Annotated in this window: 14 protein-coding genes and 1 tRNA gene; 7 read left to right on the forward strand and 8 right to left on the reverse strand. The window is 39.7% G+C overall.

Features of this window, described 5'->3' with window-relative positions; translation table 11 throughout:
• Positions 1–1,208 precede the first annotated feature (1,208 nt).
• Together BANH1_RS03470 and pcsA are read right to left on the reverse strand one after the other, a co-directional pair.
• Positions 1,209–2,249, reverse strand: coding sequence for an enoyl-CoA hydratase/isomerase family protein (locus BANH1_RS03470; RefSeq protein WP_041582981.1), 1,041 nt, complete (start codon positions 2,247–2,249; stop codon positions 1,209–1,211).
• On the reverse strand, positions 2,239–3,021 hold the full coding sequence (gene pcsA, locus BANH1_RS03475) for a phosphatidylcholine synthase (protein ID WP_015398038.1): 783 nt from the start codon (positions 3,019–3,021) through the stop codon (positions 2,239–2,241). Before pcsA ends, BANH1_RS03470 begins: the two co-directional genes overlap by 11 nt.
• A 224-nt stretch (positions 3,022–3,245) precedes the next feature.
• Between pcsA and BANH1_RS03480 the strand changes: the two genes are divergently transcribed.
• The 7 genes from BANH1_RS03480 (at position 3,246) to sodC (ending at position 9,906) form a co-directional block, all read left to right on the forward strand.
• Positions 3,246–4,496, forward strand: coding sequence for a UbiH/UbiF family hydroxylase (locus BANH1_RS03480; protein WP_015398039.1), 1,251 nt, complete (start codon positions 3,246–3,248; stop codon positions 4,494–4,496).
• Positions 4,497–4,506: 10 nt separating this feature from the next.
• Positions 4,507–4,971, forward strand: a complete 465-nt coding sequence (locus BANH1_RS03485) for an NUDIX hydrolase (protein ID WP_015398040.1) — start codon at positions 4,507–4,509, stop codon at positions 4,969–4,971.
• Between the two features lie 212 nt (positions 4,972–5,183).
• Entirely contained in the window at positions 5,184–5,525 is a 342-nt protein-coding gene (locus BANH1_RS03490) for a hypothetical protein (RefSeq protein WP_015398041.1), read from the forward strand.
• Positions 5,503–5,832: a hypothetical protein gene (locus BANH1_RS03495; RefSeq protein ID WP_015398042.1), complete on the forward strand. Its 330-nt coding sequence runs from the start codon at positions 5,503–5,505 to the stop codon at positions 5,830–5,832. Before BANH1_RS03490 ends, BANH1_RS03495 begins: the two co-directional genes overlap by 23 nt.
• A 261-nt stretch (positions 5,833–6,093) precedes the next feature.
• Positions 6,094–6,183, forward strand: a tRNA-Ser gene (locus tag BANH1_RS03500).
• Positions 6,184–6,727: 544 nt separating this feature from the next.
• Positions 6,728–8,680, forward strand: a complete 1,953-nt coding sequence (locus BANH1_RS03505; protein WP_015398043.1) for a DUF1561 family protein — start codon at positions 6,728–6,730, stop codon at positions 8,678–8,680.
• 674 nt (positions 8,681–9,354) lie between these two features.
• Positions 9,355–9,906 carry a superoxide dismutase family protein gene (sodC, locus tag BANH1_RS03510; RefSeq protein ID WP_015398044.1) on the forward strand — a complete coding sequence of 184 codons (552 nt, stop codon included), beginning with the start codon at positions 9,355–9,357 and terminating at the stop codon, positions 9,904–9,906.
• 185 nt (positions 9,907–10,091) lie between these two features.
• On the opposite strand, the gene BANH1_RS03515 is transcribed toward sodC, so the two are convergent.
• The 6 genes from BANH1_RS03515 to BANH1_RS03540 all read right to left on the reverse strand — a co-directional run bounded on the left by BANH1_RS03515 (position 10,092) and on the right by BANH1_RS03540 (position 16,654).
• Positions 10,092–10,496 carry an SUF system Fe-S cluster assembly protein gene (locus BANH1_RS03515; protein ID WP_015398045.1) on the reverse strand — a complete coding sequence of 135 codons (405 nt, stop codon included), beginning with the start codon at positions 10,494–10,496 and terminating at the stop codon, positions 10,092–10,094.
• Positions 10,489–11,736, reverse strand: coding sequence for a cysteine desulfurase (locus tag BANH1_RS03520; RefSeq protein WP_015398046.1), 1,248 nt, complete (start codon positions 11,734–11,736; stop codon positions 10,489–10,491). The genes BANH1_RS03515 and BANH1_RS03520 overlap by 8 nt, the downstream gene beginning before the upstream one ends.
• A complete protein-coding gene (gene sufD / locus BANH1_RS03525; protein ID WP_015398047.1) occupies positions 11,729–12,997 on the reverse strand; it encodes a Fe-S cluster assembly protein SufD in 1,269 nt (422 codons plus the stop codon). Before sufD ends, BANH1_RS03520 begins: the two co-directional genes overlap by 8 nt.
• Positions 12,998–13,008: 11 nt before the next feature.
• Positions 13,009–13,764 carry a Fe-S cluster assembly ATPase SufC gene (gene sufC / locus BANH1_RS03530; RefSeq protein ID WP_015398048.1) on the reverse strand — a complete coding sequence of 252 codons (756 nt, stop codon included), beginning with the start codon at positions 13,762–13,764 and terminating at the stop codon, positions 13,009–13,011.
• Positions 13,765–13,819: 55 nt separating this feature from the next.
• Entirely contained in the window at positions 13,820–15,334 is a 1,515-nt protein-coding gene (gene sufB / locus BANH1_RS03535) for a Fe-S cluster assembly protein SufB (protein ID WP_015398049.1), read from the reverse strand.
• A gap of 174 nt (positions 15,335–15,508) precedes the next feature.
• Positions 15,509–16,654: a cysteine desulfurase family protein gene (locus tag BANH1_RS03540; protein WP_015398050.1), complete on the reverse strand. Its 1,146-nt coding sequence runs from the start codon at positions 16,652–16,654 to the stop codon at positions 15,509–15,511.
• Positions 16,655–16,780: the final 126 nt, after the last annotated feature.

Genomic DNA, 16,780 nt, shown 5'->3' on the forward strand with positions numbered 1-16,780 from the left:
TTACGAGAGGAAAGGATAAGATTTATGACGATACCATCACCAACATTGTTATTGTTTATATCTGCATTATCCGCGATCGTTTCGTCCGCGTCCACTCTTGCGTGACCGCCAAAGAAGGGGCGACCGATTTAGCCGCTTTTCTTTTGCCCCTCTCAATCTCAATACCACCATGACTGTTAAGGAAAGGATATTTTTTCATGATAGAGATAATGTTTTTCGGAATTCTCTCTCTCGCGTTGTCGGCAGCTTCCGCCATAACCGCGGCCGCCGGATTACATGGGTAATTTCCCTTCACCACTTGAAAGAAAAAAGAGCAGCCCCATGTTAGCAAATTTTTGGTTTCTTCAATTTCTTAGTCTCTTTTTATCCTGAACGAACCGCCCCCGCGGAGCAAACACTTCTCCGACCGCATTATTTTTTTATTTAACAATTTAATTCAATTATCTAAAGAAAGGACAAATTTATGGTAATCGGATCACTCGTTATATTCGGAATATCCGCTACAGCAGGCTTCATCTCATCTATCGCAAATTTCGCTAAACTTTTCGTATAAATATCAAACAATTTTTATGAAAGGATGAAAATCATGGTTATAGCAGCTTTATGGGGAGCCGCGAGCAGCCTACTCTGGATAGGATCTACAGCAACCGCTACCGCAAGCATTTATAATTTATGGTGGGTCTTTTTCCTATAAACACCTCTCCAACCGCATTTCTTCAACCGTATTATTTTTTCTTTAATTTAACAATTTAACTCAATTATCTAAAGAAAGGACAAATTTATGGTAATCGGATCACTCGTTATATTCGGAATATCCGCCGCGGCAGGCCTCATTTCGTCTGTCACAAGCCTCCTCGGAATTTTTATATAACTAAACAATATCAAAGAACAAAACTGGTCGGCGCTCCACTAAACGCGCCGGCTCACAAAAAGAAAATAGCCGATTTCTCACTTAAGCACCACACACACAGAGCCTACGTACCATAGAACTCTCCCCTACTATGCGAACACTCTCCTCCCCTCTCTAAACGGGACAACTTCTAGCTCACTTTTTATGAGTTGGCTTGTAGCAGATTAACAAACCAAAAGCAAGGGATATTTATCATAATTTTATAAAAAAATGAAATTTACAATCAAATCTAAATAGCTTGTTTAATTATACTTCCTATATTCGCTAAAAAGTCGTATCGCAGTAAATATCCCCTACTTTAAGAAAGAAAAAGTTCTTTCTCAACGGGGTGAAAGTAAGATTCAATTATTTCATTTGTTACAGCTGAAAGTTTGTCCAATTGCCATTTAGGTTTCCGATCTTTATCAATAAGTATAGCACGCACCCCTTCGTAAAAATCATGATTGTTAATCATATGATGTGCAATACGATTTTCAATTTTTACGCACTCTTTCAACGTTTGGGGAGAACTTTGTTTCATTTGTCTCCAGGCAATTTTTAAGCTTATAGGAGAACGTAATTGCAAGGTATTATAACATTCTTTAGTGAATGTAAGCTCTTTTTTACAAAGTAATTCCATACATTTTTCTAATGTGCTGACACCAAAACAAGTGTCTATAACATAGCGTATTTCGCTACTCGTTTCATAATCCCTCGTAATTGCTTGTTTTTTTAAAGCCGGAGTAGGATCCCCCTGTTCAACAATAGCTTTTCTAATTGTATTTAAGCTACACTCAGGAACAGCGTGAGTTGCTAGCCCAAGATTCAAACAATCTCCCCATTTTATACATGCGCCTGTTAATGCAAGATAAACGCCAAAATGACTAGGAATAGGCGGTAAAAAAAAGCTCGCACCCGCATCTGGAAAAAAGCCGATAGCACTCTCAGGCATTGCAAAGAGTGTATTTTCTGTGACGATACGGTGCGAACCGTACACAGAGATTCCCACTCCTCCTCCCATCCAAATACCATTTAAGAAGGAAATATAAGGTTTTGGAAAATCTTTGATATAAGCATTTAAGCGATATTCATCACTGAAATACTGATAAGAAGAATCTATCGGCCCCATCCGATAAATTTCTACAACATCCCCACCAGCACAGAAAGCACGTCCCTCTCCTTCAATTAAAACACAAAGAACATCATCATCTATTGCCCATGTTTCAAGGGCCTTTGTTAAAGAAAGAACCATTTGATGATTAAGAGCATTCAATGCAGAAGGGCGTGTGAGTTTCACAATACCGGCGCAACCTTCTTTTATAAAAGAGATGTTTTCACTTGCCCCAAAGTCAATTCGCATTCTTTTCATTTTTTTGTGCACCTAATTTAGGGAATAGCTGCATAACAGCGCCAATACAATAAATATAAACGCTAGCTACTGAAATCCCGACTTTAATCCACCAAGGAGCATTAAGTTTATAAAAAAACGCGGCAATACCGAAAGCGCACCATATAAAGAAAATCGGAAGATTAAGCATGCGTAAACGAACGACTCTTACTGGATGAATAAAATAAATGGGCAAAAAAGATATGATCGCTGACAGAAAAATAATGGTAAAAGCAATCCATTCCCCTGGTTTAACGACAAAAAGCGTGAAAACCATCATGTTCCAAACGACAGGAAATCCTTTAAAAAAATTTTCTTTGGTTTTCGTGCCAGTATCCGCGTAATAAATAGCCGATGAAATAACGATAATAGCACTTAACAAAAAGGATAGTTTCGAATCTATAAAGCCACTTTGATAGAGTGCGAAGGCCGGAATTAAAACATAAGTTACATAATCAATAACATTATCTAATAATTCACCGGACCATGTCGGGAGTATATATTTAACATCAAGTTTGCGAGCAATCGGCCCATCAATACCATCAACGAGAAGTGCGAGTCCGAGCCAGCAGAACATAGCAACCCATTCTTTCTCAGACGCAGATATCAAAGAAAGAAATGCTAAAAATGAACCTGAAGCTGTTAGCAAATGGACAGAAAAAGCCTTCGCCTGCGGCATTGTTACTTTTTTATGACGCAATCGGCCAGTATTTGTTCTGATTTTTCTTGTTAATTTATGTTCCAAAATTTCTCTATCCTCACTCTTCTCGCTCTCATAGAATTCCCACCTATTTGATTATTGGCATTTTTCTCTTTATTGTATGACTGACCTATAAGAAGAACACAATACGGTTACTTCTTTATATAGCAAATGATTATACGTAATATAATAGAAAGACTTTATATAATAAAAAGGCATCGATTACATATATAAATAATAAAAAAACATCAATTACTCAGAACATCAAAATGATTGGGTATATCGGAAAGGTTCCAGCGCTTGTGATATCTGAAAAAAATAAGCATAAAAATATTACTGTAATTGGAGCAGGGCCAATTGGTATGTTGGCCGCACTTAATCTCGCACATAAAGGCTACTCCGTTTCTCTTATTGGTCCCGCTGCTTGTGAAAATGAATTGCGGACGACTGCCCTCATGATGCCAGCAGTCCATATGCTTCAAAGATTCGATATTTGGAGTACTCTCGAGCCTTATGCAGCAGCTTTATCCTCGATCAGAATCATTGATGCAACGTCTAGACTTGTGCGTGCTCCCACCATAAATTTTTACTCTGCTGAAATCGGTGAAAAGGCTTTTGGCTATAATATACCTAACTTAAAGCTGAACAATGCTTTAGTTAATTCTGTTGCACATACTCCAAGCATTACAAGATTTTTTTCTTCAGCAAAATCTTTTCATCATCAACAAAACCATACACGCATTACTCTTTCAGACGGCAAGATTATTCAAGCATCGCTTATCGTCGCCGCTGATGGGCGCGACTCCCCGACACGCACTGCAGCTGGAATCGGCGCCCAAATATGGCACTATCGGCAAACAGCACTCGTTTTAAATTTTTCGCATAGTTTGCCTCATCACAATACATCAAACGAATTTCACACAGAACACGGCCCTTTTACACAAGTTCCATTACCAGGACATAATTCCAGTCTCGTATGGGTTGTTACCCCCTCTCGTGCTGAAAAATTACTAAATATGCGATCTGAAGCGGTTGCAAAAGTGGTCGAAGATCAGATGCAGTCTATGCTTGGTAAAATAATGGTAAAAACGCCAGTTCAAGCATGGCCTCTTTCAGGACTTATTCCTCACTATTTCGCTGCCAATAGAACAATTCTAGTAGGTGAAGCAGCCCATGTTTTCCCCCCTATTGGAGCACAAGGGTTTAATTTAGGATTTCGTGATATTCAAACTTTAATTGATATTATGCCTGATAAGATATCCAATTTTAATTTCGAAAAAATTATTGCTTATTATAATCTATACCGCAAACCCGACATATTTGTCCGAAGCGGATTTATTCACGCACTTAATTGTGCGTTACTTTCTGATATGTTGCTCGTCCATATTGCACGAAGCTTCGGGATTGAATTATTGCGCAACTTCTCTTCATTACGCAATTTATTTATGCAGGAAGGTATGCATCCTGGCAGCGGATTAAGAAAAATTACGCGAATTTTTACCACAAAATCACCTAGGTGATGACGCTGATATGATAAAAAAAATCACTGGTTCGGATATCGCCCACGGTAAATATATCTTAGTAGATAACACGCATTTTTTACAAGTCGGTGCATTAATTTACCGTGTAAAAAATGGAATCCTCGAATTCCTCCTAATTACTAGCCGGGGATCTGGGCGATGGGTTATACCAAAGGGGTGGCCAATTTCGAGACAATCCTTTTCGCAAACTGTATTGCAAGAAGCTTTTGAAGAAGCCGGAATTCGGGGTATCGTTGATACATTTCCTATAGGCACATATGAATATGAAAAATTAGATTTAAGGAAAAAGAATAGCAAATTTTGCGTTTATGTTTTTTCTGTACTTTATTTACATCAAGAAAAAGAATGGCCAGAACAGAATCAACGTACATATGAGTGGGTTACAGCATTGGAAGCAGCGGGACGCATCAGCGAACCAAAACTTAAAAAAATTTTATTACAATATAAACCGTAATATAATTGCTTCTGCACATTAGTTTTTTTAATTAATTATGTATGCTGTAAACATAATTTAAGTGACTCAAATCCCATTTTCAAAAATTTACATTATTATTAAGCATAATATCAAAAATAAAAGGAATTTTGGAACTTGTCAGCAATACAGGGGTTAAGTCGGAGTACATGAGTTGAATATTTGGAAGCAGTGTTGAGACGAATGGTGACGAAATGAGATTAATTAAAAATTTTAGCTCAATTGTTTTTTTTACAATAAGCGTTTCTGTTTCGACCACAACTATAGCTTCGTCAACTGAGATTTTTTACAATCCCTATTGCAAAACTTCTGAACACATATTTACTCAAAATAACCTTAAAGAAGGGCAAAATTCATTTACCGCTTCTCAAATTAAGGCTTACCTCATAAAAAACGGCTTTAAAACTAAACGACTGCGTTTAGACGACAAAGGCATTTGGCGTGCATTAGTAGAATTTCAAAAATGCCATTTTTTCATATCGGTCGATTATTCTGGGGTGGTTAGTGTCCAAAATGAAAGAAAAGGATATGACTAATTTTGAACCTTATAGTAATTTTAATTTGAAAAGATACGAAAAAACTTTTTTAAAAAAGATCTGTCATTTTATCAAGGAACCTGCAATCATTGGAGGATTAAATGGTGGTGTCTCAGGAGCAATTGCGGCTTTTCTCGCAGTTTACGGCTATATTGCTCTTCCAGGCTTTGGGCCGATTATTGTAATGGGCGTGGGTGTAGCGCTTTCTGTAGGTGTAATAACCGGTATAGCTATAGGATCAATAATAGGCATTATAGTCGGTACGATTTTTGGTTTTGCGGGTGACTTTATATGTCGTAATAACTGAGATGCTCTTAAAATTTTTCAATGAATAAAAACTTCAGATTGCTTGCGCTAGTAATAATTATAAAACAATCTTAAGTTGTATATAATGTATTAAACAATTTTTAATTTAAATGTATGGATTAGCTTCCAAAATAAAATATAGTTTCCGATGATAAAAAGAATACAGAAAAAAGCAATTTTTGTTTTAAATTATTAAAAGCGATTGACCTTTTGAAAGAACCCTGTAAAAAGTACGCGCCTATTATAAAGCTATCTTCGTTTTGGAGGGGTGGCCGAGTGGTTGAAGGCACCGGTCTTGAAAACCGGCGTGCAGGAGACTGTACCGTGGGTTCGAATCCCACCCCCTCCGCCAGCTAATTTATAAAATTTATAACAGGCCTTTGTCGTTTATCAGCAGATATATTATTTGCCACTGGAAGTAAGAGACAAGATCGTTTGGTAAATAGCTAAAGCTTTATGCATCTTATGCAAAACTTAGCGGTTATTGCGTCGTCTTCGGGAGCGTTGTTCATGATCATCTTTTTTCTGATAAGGGATCAATTTTCCGTGATTGAAGCAAAAAATTTCTGCATCCAACGCAATGAAACAAAACTTTCGCCCCCCCATTAAACTTTGAGCTGAAATTAGCGCTCTTCCCTTTATGATTATACACAGCATTTCTTCGTAAAATCGGTTTTCCTGAAATATCAATCTCAAATAAAATAATTTAAACTTTTCAGTTTATTAATTATATAATCCTCCCTTTTTTTATATTTTTTTTAATTTAGTCACCTTTCCGCCTTAAATTTGAGCTTAAAGGCGCGGTCTGTTGTTTTGGTGGGGGCTCATCGTACAATGAGGCGAGGTGCAATGAAATTGCATCGGGTGGTTTAATGTGTTGTAATTCGAAGAAAAAAATGAGTTTTAAGTTTTTTTTGTCCTTTTTTATCGTGTTATCGTCTTTTAATTCTCTGGCTGCTTTTTCAAATCCCCCCAGCCCCGCTGTTATTCAAAAGCCCGCCGATGATCCGGTTGATAAATCTATCCGTGTTAATATTAGCGGCGGGGGGGAATATTGTTATGCTCCGGTATTTACGAAGGGTGAGGGCTATGTTTACCTCGATGACTGCTCTTCTTCCTACGTTCGGTCTGGTCGATATGATGTCTTTCAGAGAATAGCTTGGGAGGTTAATAAAATTTGGCTGTGTATGACAGCCCCGGGTTCGGTCACGGGCATTGATGGAGATGGAAAAGCGAATTGGGATTATATTACGCTTAGGCCCTGTGCCCTTAATGACGCTAACCAGCGTTGGGTTATTAATGGCAGAGCTATTTACACGGCCGATGCAAGGTTTCGCGTTAAGCATACTGGGTGGTATGCTTATATCTCGAAAAATAAAAGAGATCCCTACGACCATGCCTTAAACCAATCGATGGACGGGTGGGTAAAGACTGTTGCAAAACCTGGTACTTTAAGTCTAAAAACCCCTGTTAGCTGGAAATATGCAACTAGTACGGGCTTCGTCATGTATTATCTCACAGACCGTGGCTTTGTGACTGAAGGCAATGACCTTTATTATAATCCCGAAAACGGACATGTTGGCTACTACTATGTCTTTAACGGATTGCTTTCTTGCATGTACTCCCCGCAATCTGCTGCAGGTTCTTATGGCTGGGTGACATGGCAATATTGCGATGATACAATCCCCAAAGCGAGAGATAATTTCTCCTGGGACATAGCTATGTTATTGGGAAATGAGGGGTCCCTTTTTAATAGTTATGGTAGTGTATTAAGGGTTTATCAGTCGGGTCCCGATTGGGGGTATCCTTATGCTGCGAACCTTTCTTTTCTTAAACGGGACACAAGTAATAACCCGACGAGTGATTTTGTTTTTTCTTACGATATTGAGCGGTGGAGTCGCTATATTTCGGGGGATGCGATGGAAGAGCTCCCTTACTGCCCAGCCCCCGGAACGAAGCCGACAATTTTCAAATCTAAGAGGATGAAGCGGTCTTTGCCTCGTGATTTTCGATTCCTTGATTTTGAATTCAATGAAACATGGAAAAGGAGATTTTACGATACAGCGACTTCAACGGCAGGCACTGAAACACTTATAGGAATATGCGGTACCTGTCTTTTGCATACTTATCAAATAATTGCAGAGGTCATGGACAGTTATCCAGGTGATCCCCGTTCGAGAGGTTATTTTTTTGATTTAGGCTCCGGTGTCGACCCGATAGTTGCTGTAGAACGGAGATTTCCTAGACTCCACAGTGCTCTGAGGCATGCTAATGTTATTTCTGGTGTTCCTCTAAATCCGAGGAGAAGGGGTCCTGCAAGTAATGCAAGGTCGGCTGCTGCAGCGACGCAGGTTGCTTTGCCAAATTACAACTGGCAATTATCTCCGATAGCCACTAATCCAGTTGATATTCGAAATGCAGTGGGAGACCTTTTAAATGCGCCCGTCGGAACAGTTTGGGTTGGTTTAACTCACTATACTCGTGCAAGTGGTCAAAGGGTCGCGCATGCTGTTCCGATTTTTCGTTCTAGAGGTGGGATTATAGTGGTTCCGACAAATATACGTGCTCGATCTATGAGCTATGAAGAGTATTCCAGGCATCTCACAGAGCTTAGAGAGGTTGAGGCTATTATGTCGCAGCTTGCTCAACTAAGAACAGAACCGATAATTTTTCATGCTTTTGCAACAGTACGGCTAACTGGAGCAGTAAGTCGACCTCTAAGTGTTACGATTTCTCAGTACAACTGTACCGGAGAAGGAGAAAATAGGAGAGGAAGCAGACATTCAGCGCCAAGCAGTAGTTTGATCAATCAGTGTTCCAGAGCGGGCGGCAGATGTAGTATTATGTAATATTCTCAAAACAGATTCACGCTTAGCGTTTAGTGTTCAGGCCGCCTCTGAGAGTATAAGTTAAGGGTTTCTTTGCTACGTATTCGAATCAGTTTACGGTAGCGCTAATAGAGCGGCGTGCTTCGCGCTGTTTATATGAAACGGAGGGCGTAGGTTTTTGCAATCTCTTTTCTTTTTATGAGCTCCTATTGAAGGCTTCGAAAAAAATCGCAGACCGAGCTAGCAAAACGCCTGCGAAAAATAAAAATTGCTCTCGATTTCAGAAAACGAAAATACTTCGCTCGACACCTTGAAGCTTTCAAGGCCACTACACGCAATTATGAAACATATCTACGAAAGCCCTCTGCTTTCTATGCAGTATCCTTGGATTAGTTAGTGATAGATAAAATTAGTAGGATTCAATGCAGACTCCCCTCCTCCTAGCCTGATGAAAAATTTGGTTGTGCGGCTTATACAACCTATCATAGTACAAAAATAAAACTCTCTTCCTAGAGATGTTAGTGAAATTCACGGAGGAGCTTCATAGGAACGCGAAAAGATAATCGCGTTAAAATTATATTTAGCTCCTTTTTCAACACCCTTTAACACAATCTTTAACTAAAAAAGTGTTTGTTTACATGTCCGCTGAGAGTAGGTATAAATATCCGTGAAAACTAGATAATAAAAGGTGGTGCATGAATAAAAAATTTTTTTTCTTATTAATTGCGCTCGTGTCCCCGAGTTCTAGCGCTTCCGCGTTAGCGTCGCCTACCCAGTTAGCATCGTCTACTCAAGTGGAAATCTATGAACTAGGAGGAAACGGCGCGAAAAATCCCATCGGTGTGATTGAAATTCAAGAAAATCCAGCGGGTTTAATCTTTACGCCAAATCTGTCCTCGTTGCCAGAAGGTCTTCATGGCTTTCACGTGCACGAAAACCCTTCGTGTGATACGAAAGACGGCGTCATTGGCGCCGCTGCGGGAGGACATTACGACCCAAAGAATACTAACAAGCATCTTGGGCCTTACAATATTAATGGCCATCTCGGTGATTTGCCCGCACTTTACGTTGATATGCGGGGCCAGGCAACGATGAGCGTCCTCGCGCCGCGAATTAAAAAAATTTCTGAAATTAAAGACCGCTCCTTAATGGTCCACATAGGAGGTGATAATTACGCAGACGTACCGTCGCCACTTGGCGGAGGTGATGCACGTTTAGCGTGTGGCGTCGTCAAATCCGGTAATTGATTCTAGTCGATCAAACTGCGGAAGTAGCATCGATTTTTTGCAGTTTATCGGCGAGAGTGCTAGTGTTTTGTGTATTTGCGATAAACCAAGGGGGCGCGTGCCGTTATGTACAGTGTTCGTGTTATTCACAATGTATCTCGCGCGTGCCCCTGCTTAGTGTTTTTTAACGCTCACAGGGTTATAATTTAGTTCTCATACCAGCCGATCGAAACTCGCGCTTCCTCCGACATACAATCAGTCGTCCATGGTGGGTCAAAAGTCATAATCACTTCGACGTGTGATACGCCTTCGACTGCACTTACCGCATTGTCTACCCATCCCGGCATTTCGCCTGCAACAGGACACCCAGGCGCTGTAAGCGTCATTTCAATTTTTACTGAACGGTCATCTTCGATATCAATACGATAAATTAATCCCAATTCGTAAATATCAGCGGGAATTTCCGGATCATAAACTGTTTTAAGAGCCGCAATAATATCATTCGTCATGCGGTCAATTTCAGCTGCTGGGATTGCCGATATATGAGACTGCTCTTCCTCGTTTACAGTACCGATAAACTCAGCGGAATTATGCACTTTTGATTTAGCCATTAAAAAATGTCCTTGCTTTTTCTAATGCTTCCACTAGTTGGTCGACGTCTTCGTGATTACTATACATAGCTAATGATGCACGACAAGTAGATGTTAAACCGAAATGTTGCAACAAAGGCTGCGCACAATGCGTCCCTGCGCGTACAGCGACGCCTTGTCGATCGATAAACATAGAAATATCATGAGCATGAATACCTTCGATATCAAAAGATATAATAGCGCCCTTATTTGGTGAACGACCGTAAATACGCAACGACTCGATCGCCCCAAGCTTCTCATGCGCGTAGGCTGAAAGCGCCATTTCATGCGCATGGATAGCATTCCTCCCCCGCCCTTGTATATAATCAATAGCAGCAGCTAATCCAATAGCTTCAGCTATAGGAGGAGTACCGGCTTCAAAACGATGCGGGGGGGCGTTATATACAACTTTATCAATGCCTACCTCCTGAATCATCTCCCCTCCTCCTTGAAAAGGACGCATCTCCTCTAGTAATTTTTTTTTACCATAAAGGACACCAATGCCTGTTGGACCATAAAGTTTATGGCCAGTAAAAACATACCAATCACAATCCAAGTCCTGGACATCAACTGTTAAATGTACAGCTCCTTGAGAACCATCAATAAGAACGGGAACAGAATTCTGATGCGCTAGCTTAATCATCTCTTTAACAGGCGGTACGGTCCCTAATATATTAGACATATGAGTGATAGCCACAAACCGCGTTTTATCACTTAAAGCTTTTTCGAAATCTTCGATATGCAGAATACCATCCTCATCAACCGGAACAAAAATGAGCTTAATACCTTTTTGTTCGCGGATAAAATGCCAAGGAACAATATTTGAATGATGTTCCATAATTGTAAGAACAATTTCATCACCTTCATTTAATTGAGGCATACCCCAACCATAAGCGACAGTGTTGATAGCTTCCGTCGCACTTTTCGTAAAAACGACTTCTTCAACTGTTTGAGCATTTAAAAAAGCGCGAACTGTCTCTCGAGAATTTTCATAAGACTGTGTTATTGCATTTGATAAAAAATACATTCCTCTGTGCACGTTGGCATAACGACATCGATAAAGATTATCCATTGCATCAAGGACTGACTGTGGCTTTTGAGCGGATGCACCGCTATCAAGATAAGCTAACCGCTTACCATAAATACTTGTTTGCAAAATAGGAAAATCACGCCGAACCACTTCCACGTCATAATCTAATGCTCGTACATTGCTTTTAAACATTTTTATCTAACCATTCACTAATGACATCGCCCAAAACAGTACGAATATTATCTTGTGTAATGTCATCAATTAGCTCCGCAATAAATCCTTTAATCAAAAGCCCACGAGCAGCCTTTAAAGAGATACCGCGCGCCATCAGATAAAAAAGGTGGTCATGATTAATTTCAGCAACTGTCGCGCCGTGACCGCATGTAACATCATCAGCAAAAATTTCCAATTCAGGTTTTGTGTCAAATTCTGCTTCATTTGAAAGGATAAGGCTGTTACAGGCCATACGTGCGTCTGTTTTTTGGGCTTTTTGCGCAACATGTATCACTCCTTGGAAAATACCATGTGCTTTATTCGTGAGAACGTTGCGTACAATTTCTTTTGAAGCTGTTTTTTCTTCAAGATGGCGGACAGACATTGTAAGATCACTATGCGTTTTATCAGATAATAAATTGATTGCCCGTAGTTGAAAATCTGCTTCTTCTCCTTGTAGTTTTATATCAATTTCCTGGCGATTAAGCTGGCTCCCTATGTTAATAACATAAAGAGACAGTTTAGCATTTTTGCCAAGAATCGCATGAAATCGAGAAAATTGCGTAGAATTAACTCCTCGGTCTCGGATAAGAATCCACGTAATATTGCTATGAGCTTCGGCATGTAAAGAAGATATCGAGCTGACAAAAGTATCTTGAGTGTCGCCGATCTGGCGTTCAATAATTATCGCGTGGCTTCTTTCGCCAACTTTGATATCTGAAAAAATATGGGACTGTCCACCTATTTGAATATTTTGTAACTCGATAGGAGCGGACAATTTTGTATCTTCAGGAATCTGAAGAAGCCAACCATCTGTAACAAAAGCTGTATTTAATTGCCCAATAAAATCTTCACCTTTAGTAACCGGGTCGATCTTTGCACAATCTTTTGTCAATGCATTTGCAAAACGTTCCACTACAACGTTTTTCAGTTCCGATTGCTGGACTGTTTTACCGTTTTCTATGGAAAAGACAGCGCTTTCTGGAAATAATGAATGAACCAAGTATCCATTATTTATTTCTGAAAAATCGCTAACAGATTTTAATAAAGCACGCAAATTAGTGTAATGCCAATTTTCGATTTTTCGTGAAGGAAGCTTATTTTTTTTGAATAATTCAATAGCCCCTTTCCGTATTGCCCGTACTGTTTCATTGCCAGGTAAGCTATCAATACGTTGATTAAAATTATTTATAATATCTGCTTCAACGGCTATTAGCCCTCGCTGCGAGCTCATACTCATATCCAACGACCTCAAGCTGCTTCACCGATAATATCGGCATACCCATTTTTTTCCAAATAAAGCGCCAAAGATTTATCTCCGCTTTTAATAATGCGGCCTTTATAAAGAACATGCACTGTATCAGGAATGATATAATCGAGTAGACGTTGATAATGAGTAATAACCAAAAATGAACGCTCTGAATTACGGAACTTGTTAACACCATCTGCGACGATTTTTAATGCATCGATATCTAAACCCGAATCAGTTTCGTCCAAAACACAAATCTTAGGCTCAAATAAAGCCATTTGAAGAATCTCAGCTCGTTTTTTTTCTCCACCTGAAAAACCTACATTTAACGGACGCCTAAGCATAGCCATATCTATTTGAAGCTCAGAAGCAATTTTTTTAACACGTTTAATAAATTCAGGAATTTTTAGCTCTTCATCACCACGGGCCTTACGTTGAGAGTTCATAGCAACTTTCAAAAATTCCATTGTTGCGACACCGGGTATTTCCATAGGATATTGAAATGCCAAAAAAATACCATACGCTGCACGTTCCGCTGGATCCATTTCTAAAATAGACTGTCCGTTATACAGAATATCACCTTCCGTCACTTCGTAATCAGCATGACCAGCGAGCAAATAAGACAAAGTAGACTTCCCCGCTCCATTTTGCCCCATAATGGCTGCGACTTCACCATCCTGCACAGTTAAATTTAGACCCCGAATAATTTCTGAATTAGTTTCAGCGACACGGGCGTGCAAATTTTTGATCTCTAACATAATATATCCTACTCTCGCGGTTATTATCCAGCGTGCTATTTTGCCCCATGAACAATTAGCCTACGCTACCTTCAAGGCTGATGCTTATGAGCTTTTGTGCTTCAACAGCAAATTCCATTGGAAGTTTTTGGATGACCTCTTTTACAAAGCCATTAACAATTAGGGCAATAGCTTCTTCTTCAGAAATTCCCCGCTGCATAACGTAAAAAAGCTGATCGTTCGAAATTTTTGACGTTGTTGCTTCATGTTCAAATTGAACAGTCGCATTTTTGGCTTCAATATAAGGTACCGTATGAGCGCCGCAGTCGTTTCCAATTAACAAACTATCACATTGAGTAAAATTACGCGCATTTTGCGCTTTTCGATGCGCAGAAACTTGCCCGCGATAAGTATTATTTGAAAAACCAGCAGAAATACCCTTAGAAATAATACGACTCGAAGTATTTTTCCCTAAATGGATCATTTTCGTGCCGGAATCAATTTGCTGATGACCATTTGCAACGGCAATAGAATAAAATTCTCCACGTGAATTGTCACCCCGCAATAAGCAAGATGGATATTTCCAAGTAATTGCAGAACCAGTCTCAATCTGTGTCCACGAAATTTTAGCATTATCACCTCGGCAATCCCCGCGCTTAGTCACAAAATTATAGATGCCTCCCTTCCCTTCTTTATCGCCAGGGTACCAATTTTGTACTGTAGAATATTTAATTTCTGCATTTTTTAGAGCAATAAGTTCGACAACCGCAGCATGCAGCTGATTTTCATCACGTTGAGGCGCCGTACACCCTTCAAGATAAGAAATATAAGAGGATTCATCAGCAATGATCAGCGTCCTCTCAAATTGACCTGTGTTGCGTTCGTTTATCCTGAAATAAGTCGAAAGCTCCATAGGACAACGGACCCCTTTAGGAACATAAACAAACGAACCATCCGTAAAAACAGCTGCGTTTAAAGCAGCATAATAGTTATCGCCAGCTGGCACAACCGCCCCCAAATATTCCTTAATGAGGGTGGGATATTTGATAATCGCTTCTGAAATAGAACAAAAAATGACGCCAGCACGCGCCAACTCTTCCTTAAATGTTGTCACAACAGAAACAGAATCAAAAACTGCATCGACAGCCACCCGCCCTGATGCATACACATTATCGTCAAGAGTGGAAGGATCCCCTTGTTTTCTTACGCCTGCTAAAATTTCTTGTTCTTTAAGGGGAATGCCGAGTTTTTCATAAGTCGCTAGTAACTCAGGATCGACTTCATTTAAAGACTTGGGCCCTGTGTGATTTTTGGGAGCAGCGTAATAATAAAGCTCCTGAAAATTAATTTTGGGGTATTTAACTCGCGCCCAATGAGGTTCTTCCATCGCAGACCAACGGCGAAAAGCTTGCAAACGCCACGTCAACATCCATTCAGGTTCAGATTTTTTAGCTGAAATGAACTGGATAATATCTTCGTTTAGACCTTTTGGAGCTTTATCCGTTTCAATATCAGTCTCAAAACCATATTTATATTGATCAACATCTATTTCACGTACCTGACGTATTGTTTCCTGCACTGCTGCTAGCATTGGCTTTCTCCATTCTTTCTGGTACTAAAAACCAGTGTTAGAAGTCTCGTTTTTTTTACAAGATTAAAGAAAAAAGGTCACTACCTCTTAAGCTATATGCAAAACAGAACAATTTCAATCAAGCTTATTCTATTTCTTTTTTAACAACAGTTTTAGTTTTTTAAACAATAAATTCTATTTTTTGCCATTAGCTATAATTTGGGAAAAAACCGATAAAAAATCATCAATGTCTTCGGAAGTTGTGCAACGCCCTGTTGAAACACGAATTGCGCCATTTGGGATATCGTACCCCATTGCTTCCAACACTTTGCTGTGTTTCACTTTTCCTGAAGAACAAGCAGAACCCGCTGACACAGAAAATCCGGCTAAATCGAAACTAATTTGCATTGTCTCAGCTTTTATATTTCGAACAGCAAAATAAGTAGTATTTGGCAAACGCTGAGCATTTTTGCCAAAAATTTCAACATCATTGCTGATTTTCTGTAAACCTTTCTCTAATTTGTTGCGTAAATAAATCAGTTGCTCTACTTCTTCTCGAGTGAAACGATCAGTCATCGCTGCTCCAAAAGAAGCAACGAGAGGTAGAGCTTCTGTCCCCCCACGCAGTCCCTTTTGTTGTCCACCAGCTACAATAAGGGGATAAGGCATAAGAAGACCACCGCATGCGACAAAAGCACCAACTCCTTTAGGACCACCAATTTTATGGGCTGATAGTATAAAAAAGTCACCACCGAACTGATTAATCTCAATAGAATTCCCGCGTATGTATTGCACTAAATCAACAATTAGGACACCTCCTGCGCCCCGAACAATAGCAGCTATTTCTTTTATCTGTTGAATAACACCAGTTTCGCCATTAGCGGCTTGGATGGCGACAAGAGGTAGGCCTTTTGTTTTATCGTGAGTAGTCAATAAAAATTTTAATTTATCCTGCTGGATTAAACCGTCCTGGTCAACACCGACAATACTAATTAATTCTTTAGGAAAACGCCCCCCTTCTGCAATAGATGGATGCTCACTAGCTCCAATATAAAGGTGAGAAAATTGAACATCAGCTGCCCCCATTTTGTATAAAGGTGTCAGCAAAGTTACCGCTGCTTCACTTGCGCCGGATGTAAATACAATATGATCTGGATCTGCGTGCAGCCTATTAGCAATTTGGCGGCGTGCTTTTTGCAATAAAGCTTTAGCGGCACGCCCTTCTGCGTGAACAGACGACGGGTTACCAAACGTCTCTAAAGACTCTATTAACGCTATTCGCGCCATTTTTGTGAGTGGTGTTGTCGCGTTATGATCAAAATACCGACGTTTTACAGCCATATTAAATCCTAATCGACAATCTCGTAAACTAATCAAAAAAATAATGCAATTTTCTTGAAAAACACACCCAAAACAGAATATCTAACAATTAGAAAAGTAAAATGACTATATGAAGCAGCTTTTATG

This window comes from Bartonella australis AUST/NH1 (genome assembly GCF_000341355.1).
GTDB lineage: Bacteria > Pseudomonadota > Alphaproteobacteria > Rhizobiales > Rhizobiaceae > Bartonella > Bartonella australis.

What these genes read in the sequence shown, in the direction of transcription:
- BANH1_RS03470 (WP_041582981.1), bottom strand. Translation starts at nt 2,249, where the DNA reads ATGCGAATTGACTTTGGGGCAAGTGAAAACATCTCTTTTATAAAAGAA.
- BANH1_RS03480 (WP_015398039.1), top strand. Translation starts at nt 3,246, where the DNA reads ATGATTGGGTATATCGGAAAGGTTCCAGCGCTTGTGATATCTGAAAAA.
- BANH1_RS03485 (WP_015398040.1), top strand. Translation starts at nt 4,507, where the DNA reads ATGATAAAAAAAATCACTGGTTCGGATATCGCCCACGGTAAATATATC.
- BANH1_RS03490 (WP_015398041.1), top strand. Translation starts at nt 5,184, where the DNA reads ATGAGATTAATTAAAAATTTTAGCTCAATTGTTTTTTTTACAATAAGC.
- BANH1_RS03495 (WP_015398042.1), top strand. Translation starts at nt 5,503, where the DNA reads ATGAAAGAAAAGGATATGACTAATTTTGAACCTTATAGTAATTTTAAT.
- BANH1_RS03505 (WP_015398043.1), top strand. Translation starts at nt 6,728, where the DNA reads ATGAGTTTTAAGTTTTTTTTGTCCTTTTTTATCGTGTTATCGTCTTTT.
- sodC (WP_015398044.1), top strand. Translation starts at nt 9,355, where the DNA reads ATGAATAAAAAATTTTTTTTCTTATTAATTGCGCTCGTGTCCCCGAGT.
- BANH1_RS03515 (WP_015398045.1), bottom strand. Translation starts at nt 10,496, where the DNA reads ATGGCTAAATCAAAAGTGCATAATTCCGCTGAGTTTATCGGTACTGTA.
- BANH1_RS03520 (WP_015398046.1), bottom strand. Translation starts at nt 11,736, where the DNA reads ATGTTTAAAAGCAATGTACGAGCATTAGATTATGACGTGGAAGTGGTT.
- sufD (WP_015398047.1), bottom strand. Translation starts at nt 12,997, where the DNA reads ATGAGTATGAGCTCGCAGCGAGGGCTAATAGCCGTTGAAGCAGATATT.
- sufC (WP_015398048.1), bottom strand. Translation starts at nt 13,764, where the DNA reads ATGTTAGAGATCAAAAATTTGCACGCCCGTGTCGCTGAAACTAATTCA.
- sufB (WP_015398049.1), bottom strand. Translation starts at nt 15,334, where the DNA reads ATGCTAGCAGCAGTGCAGGAAACAATACGTCAGGTACGTGAAATAGAT.
- BANH1_RS03540 (WP_015398050.1), bottom strand. Translation starts at nt 16,654, where the DNA reads ATGGCTGTAAAACGTCGGTATTTTGATCATAACGCGACAACACCACTC.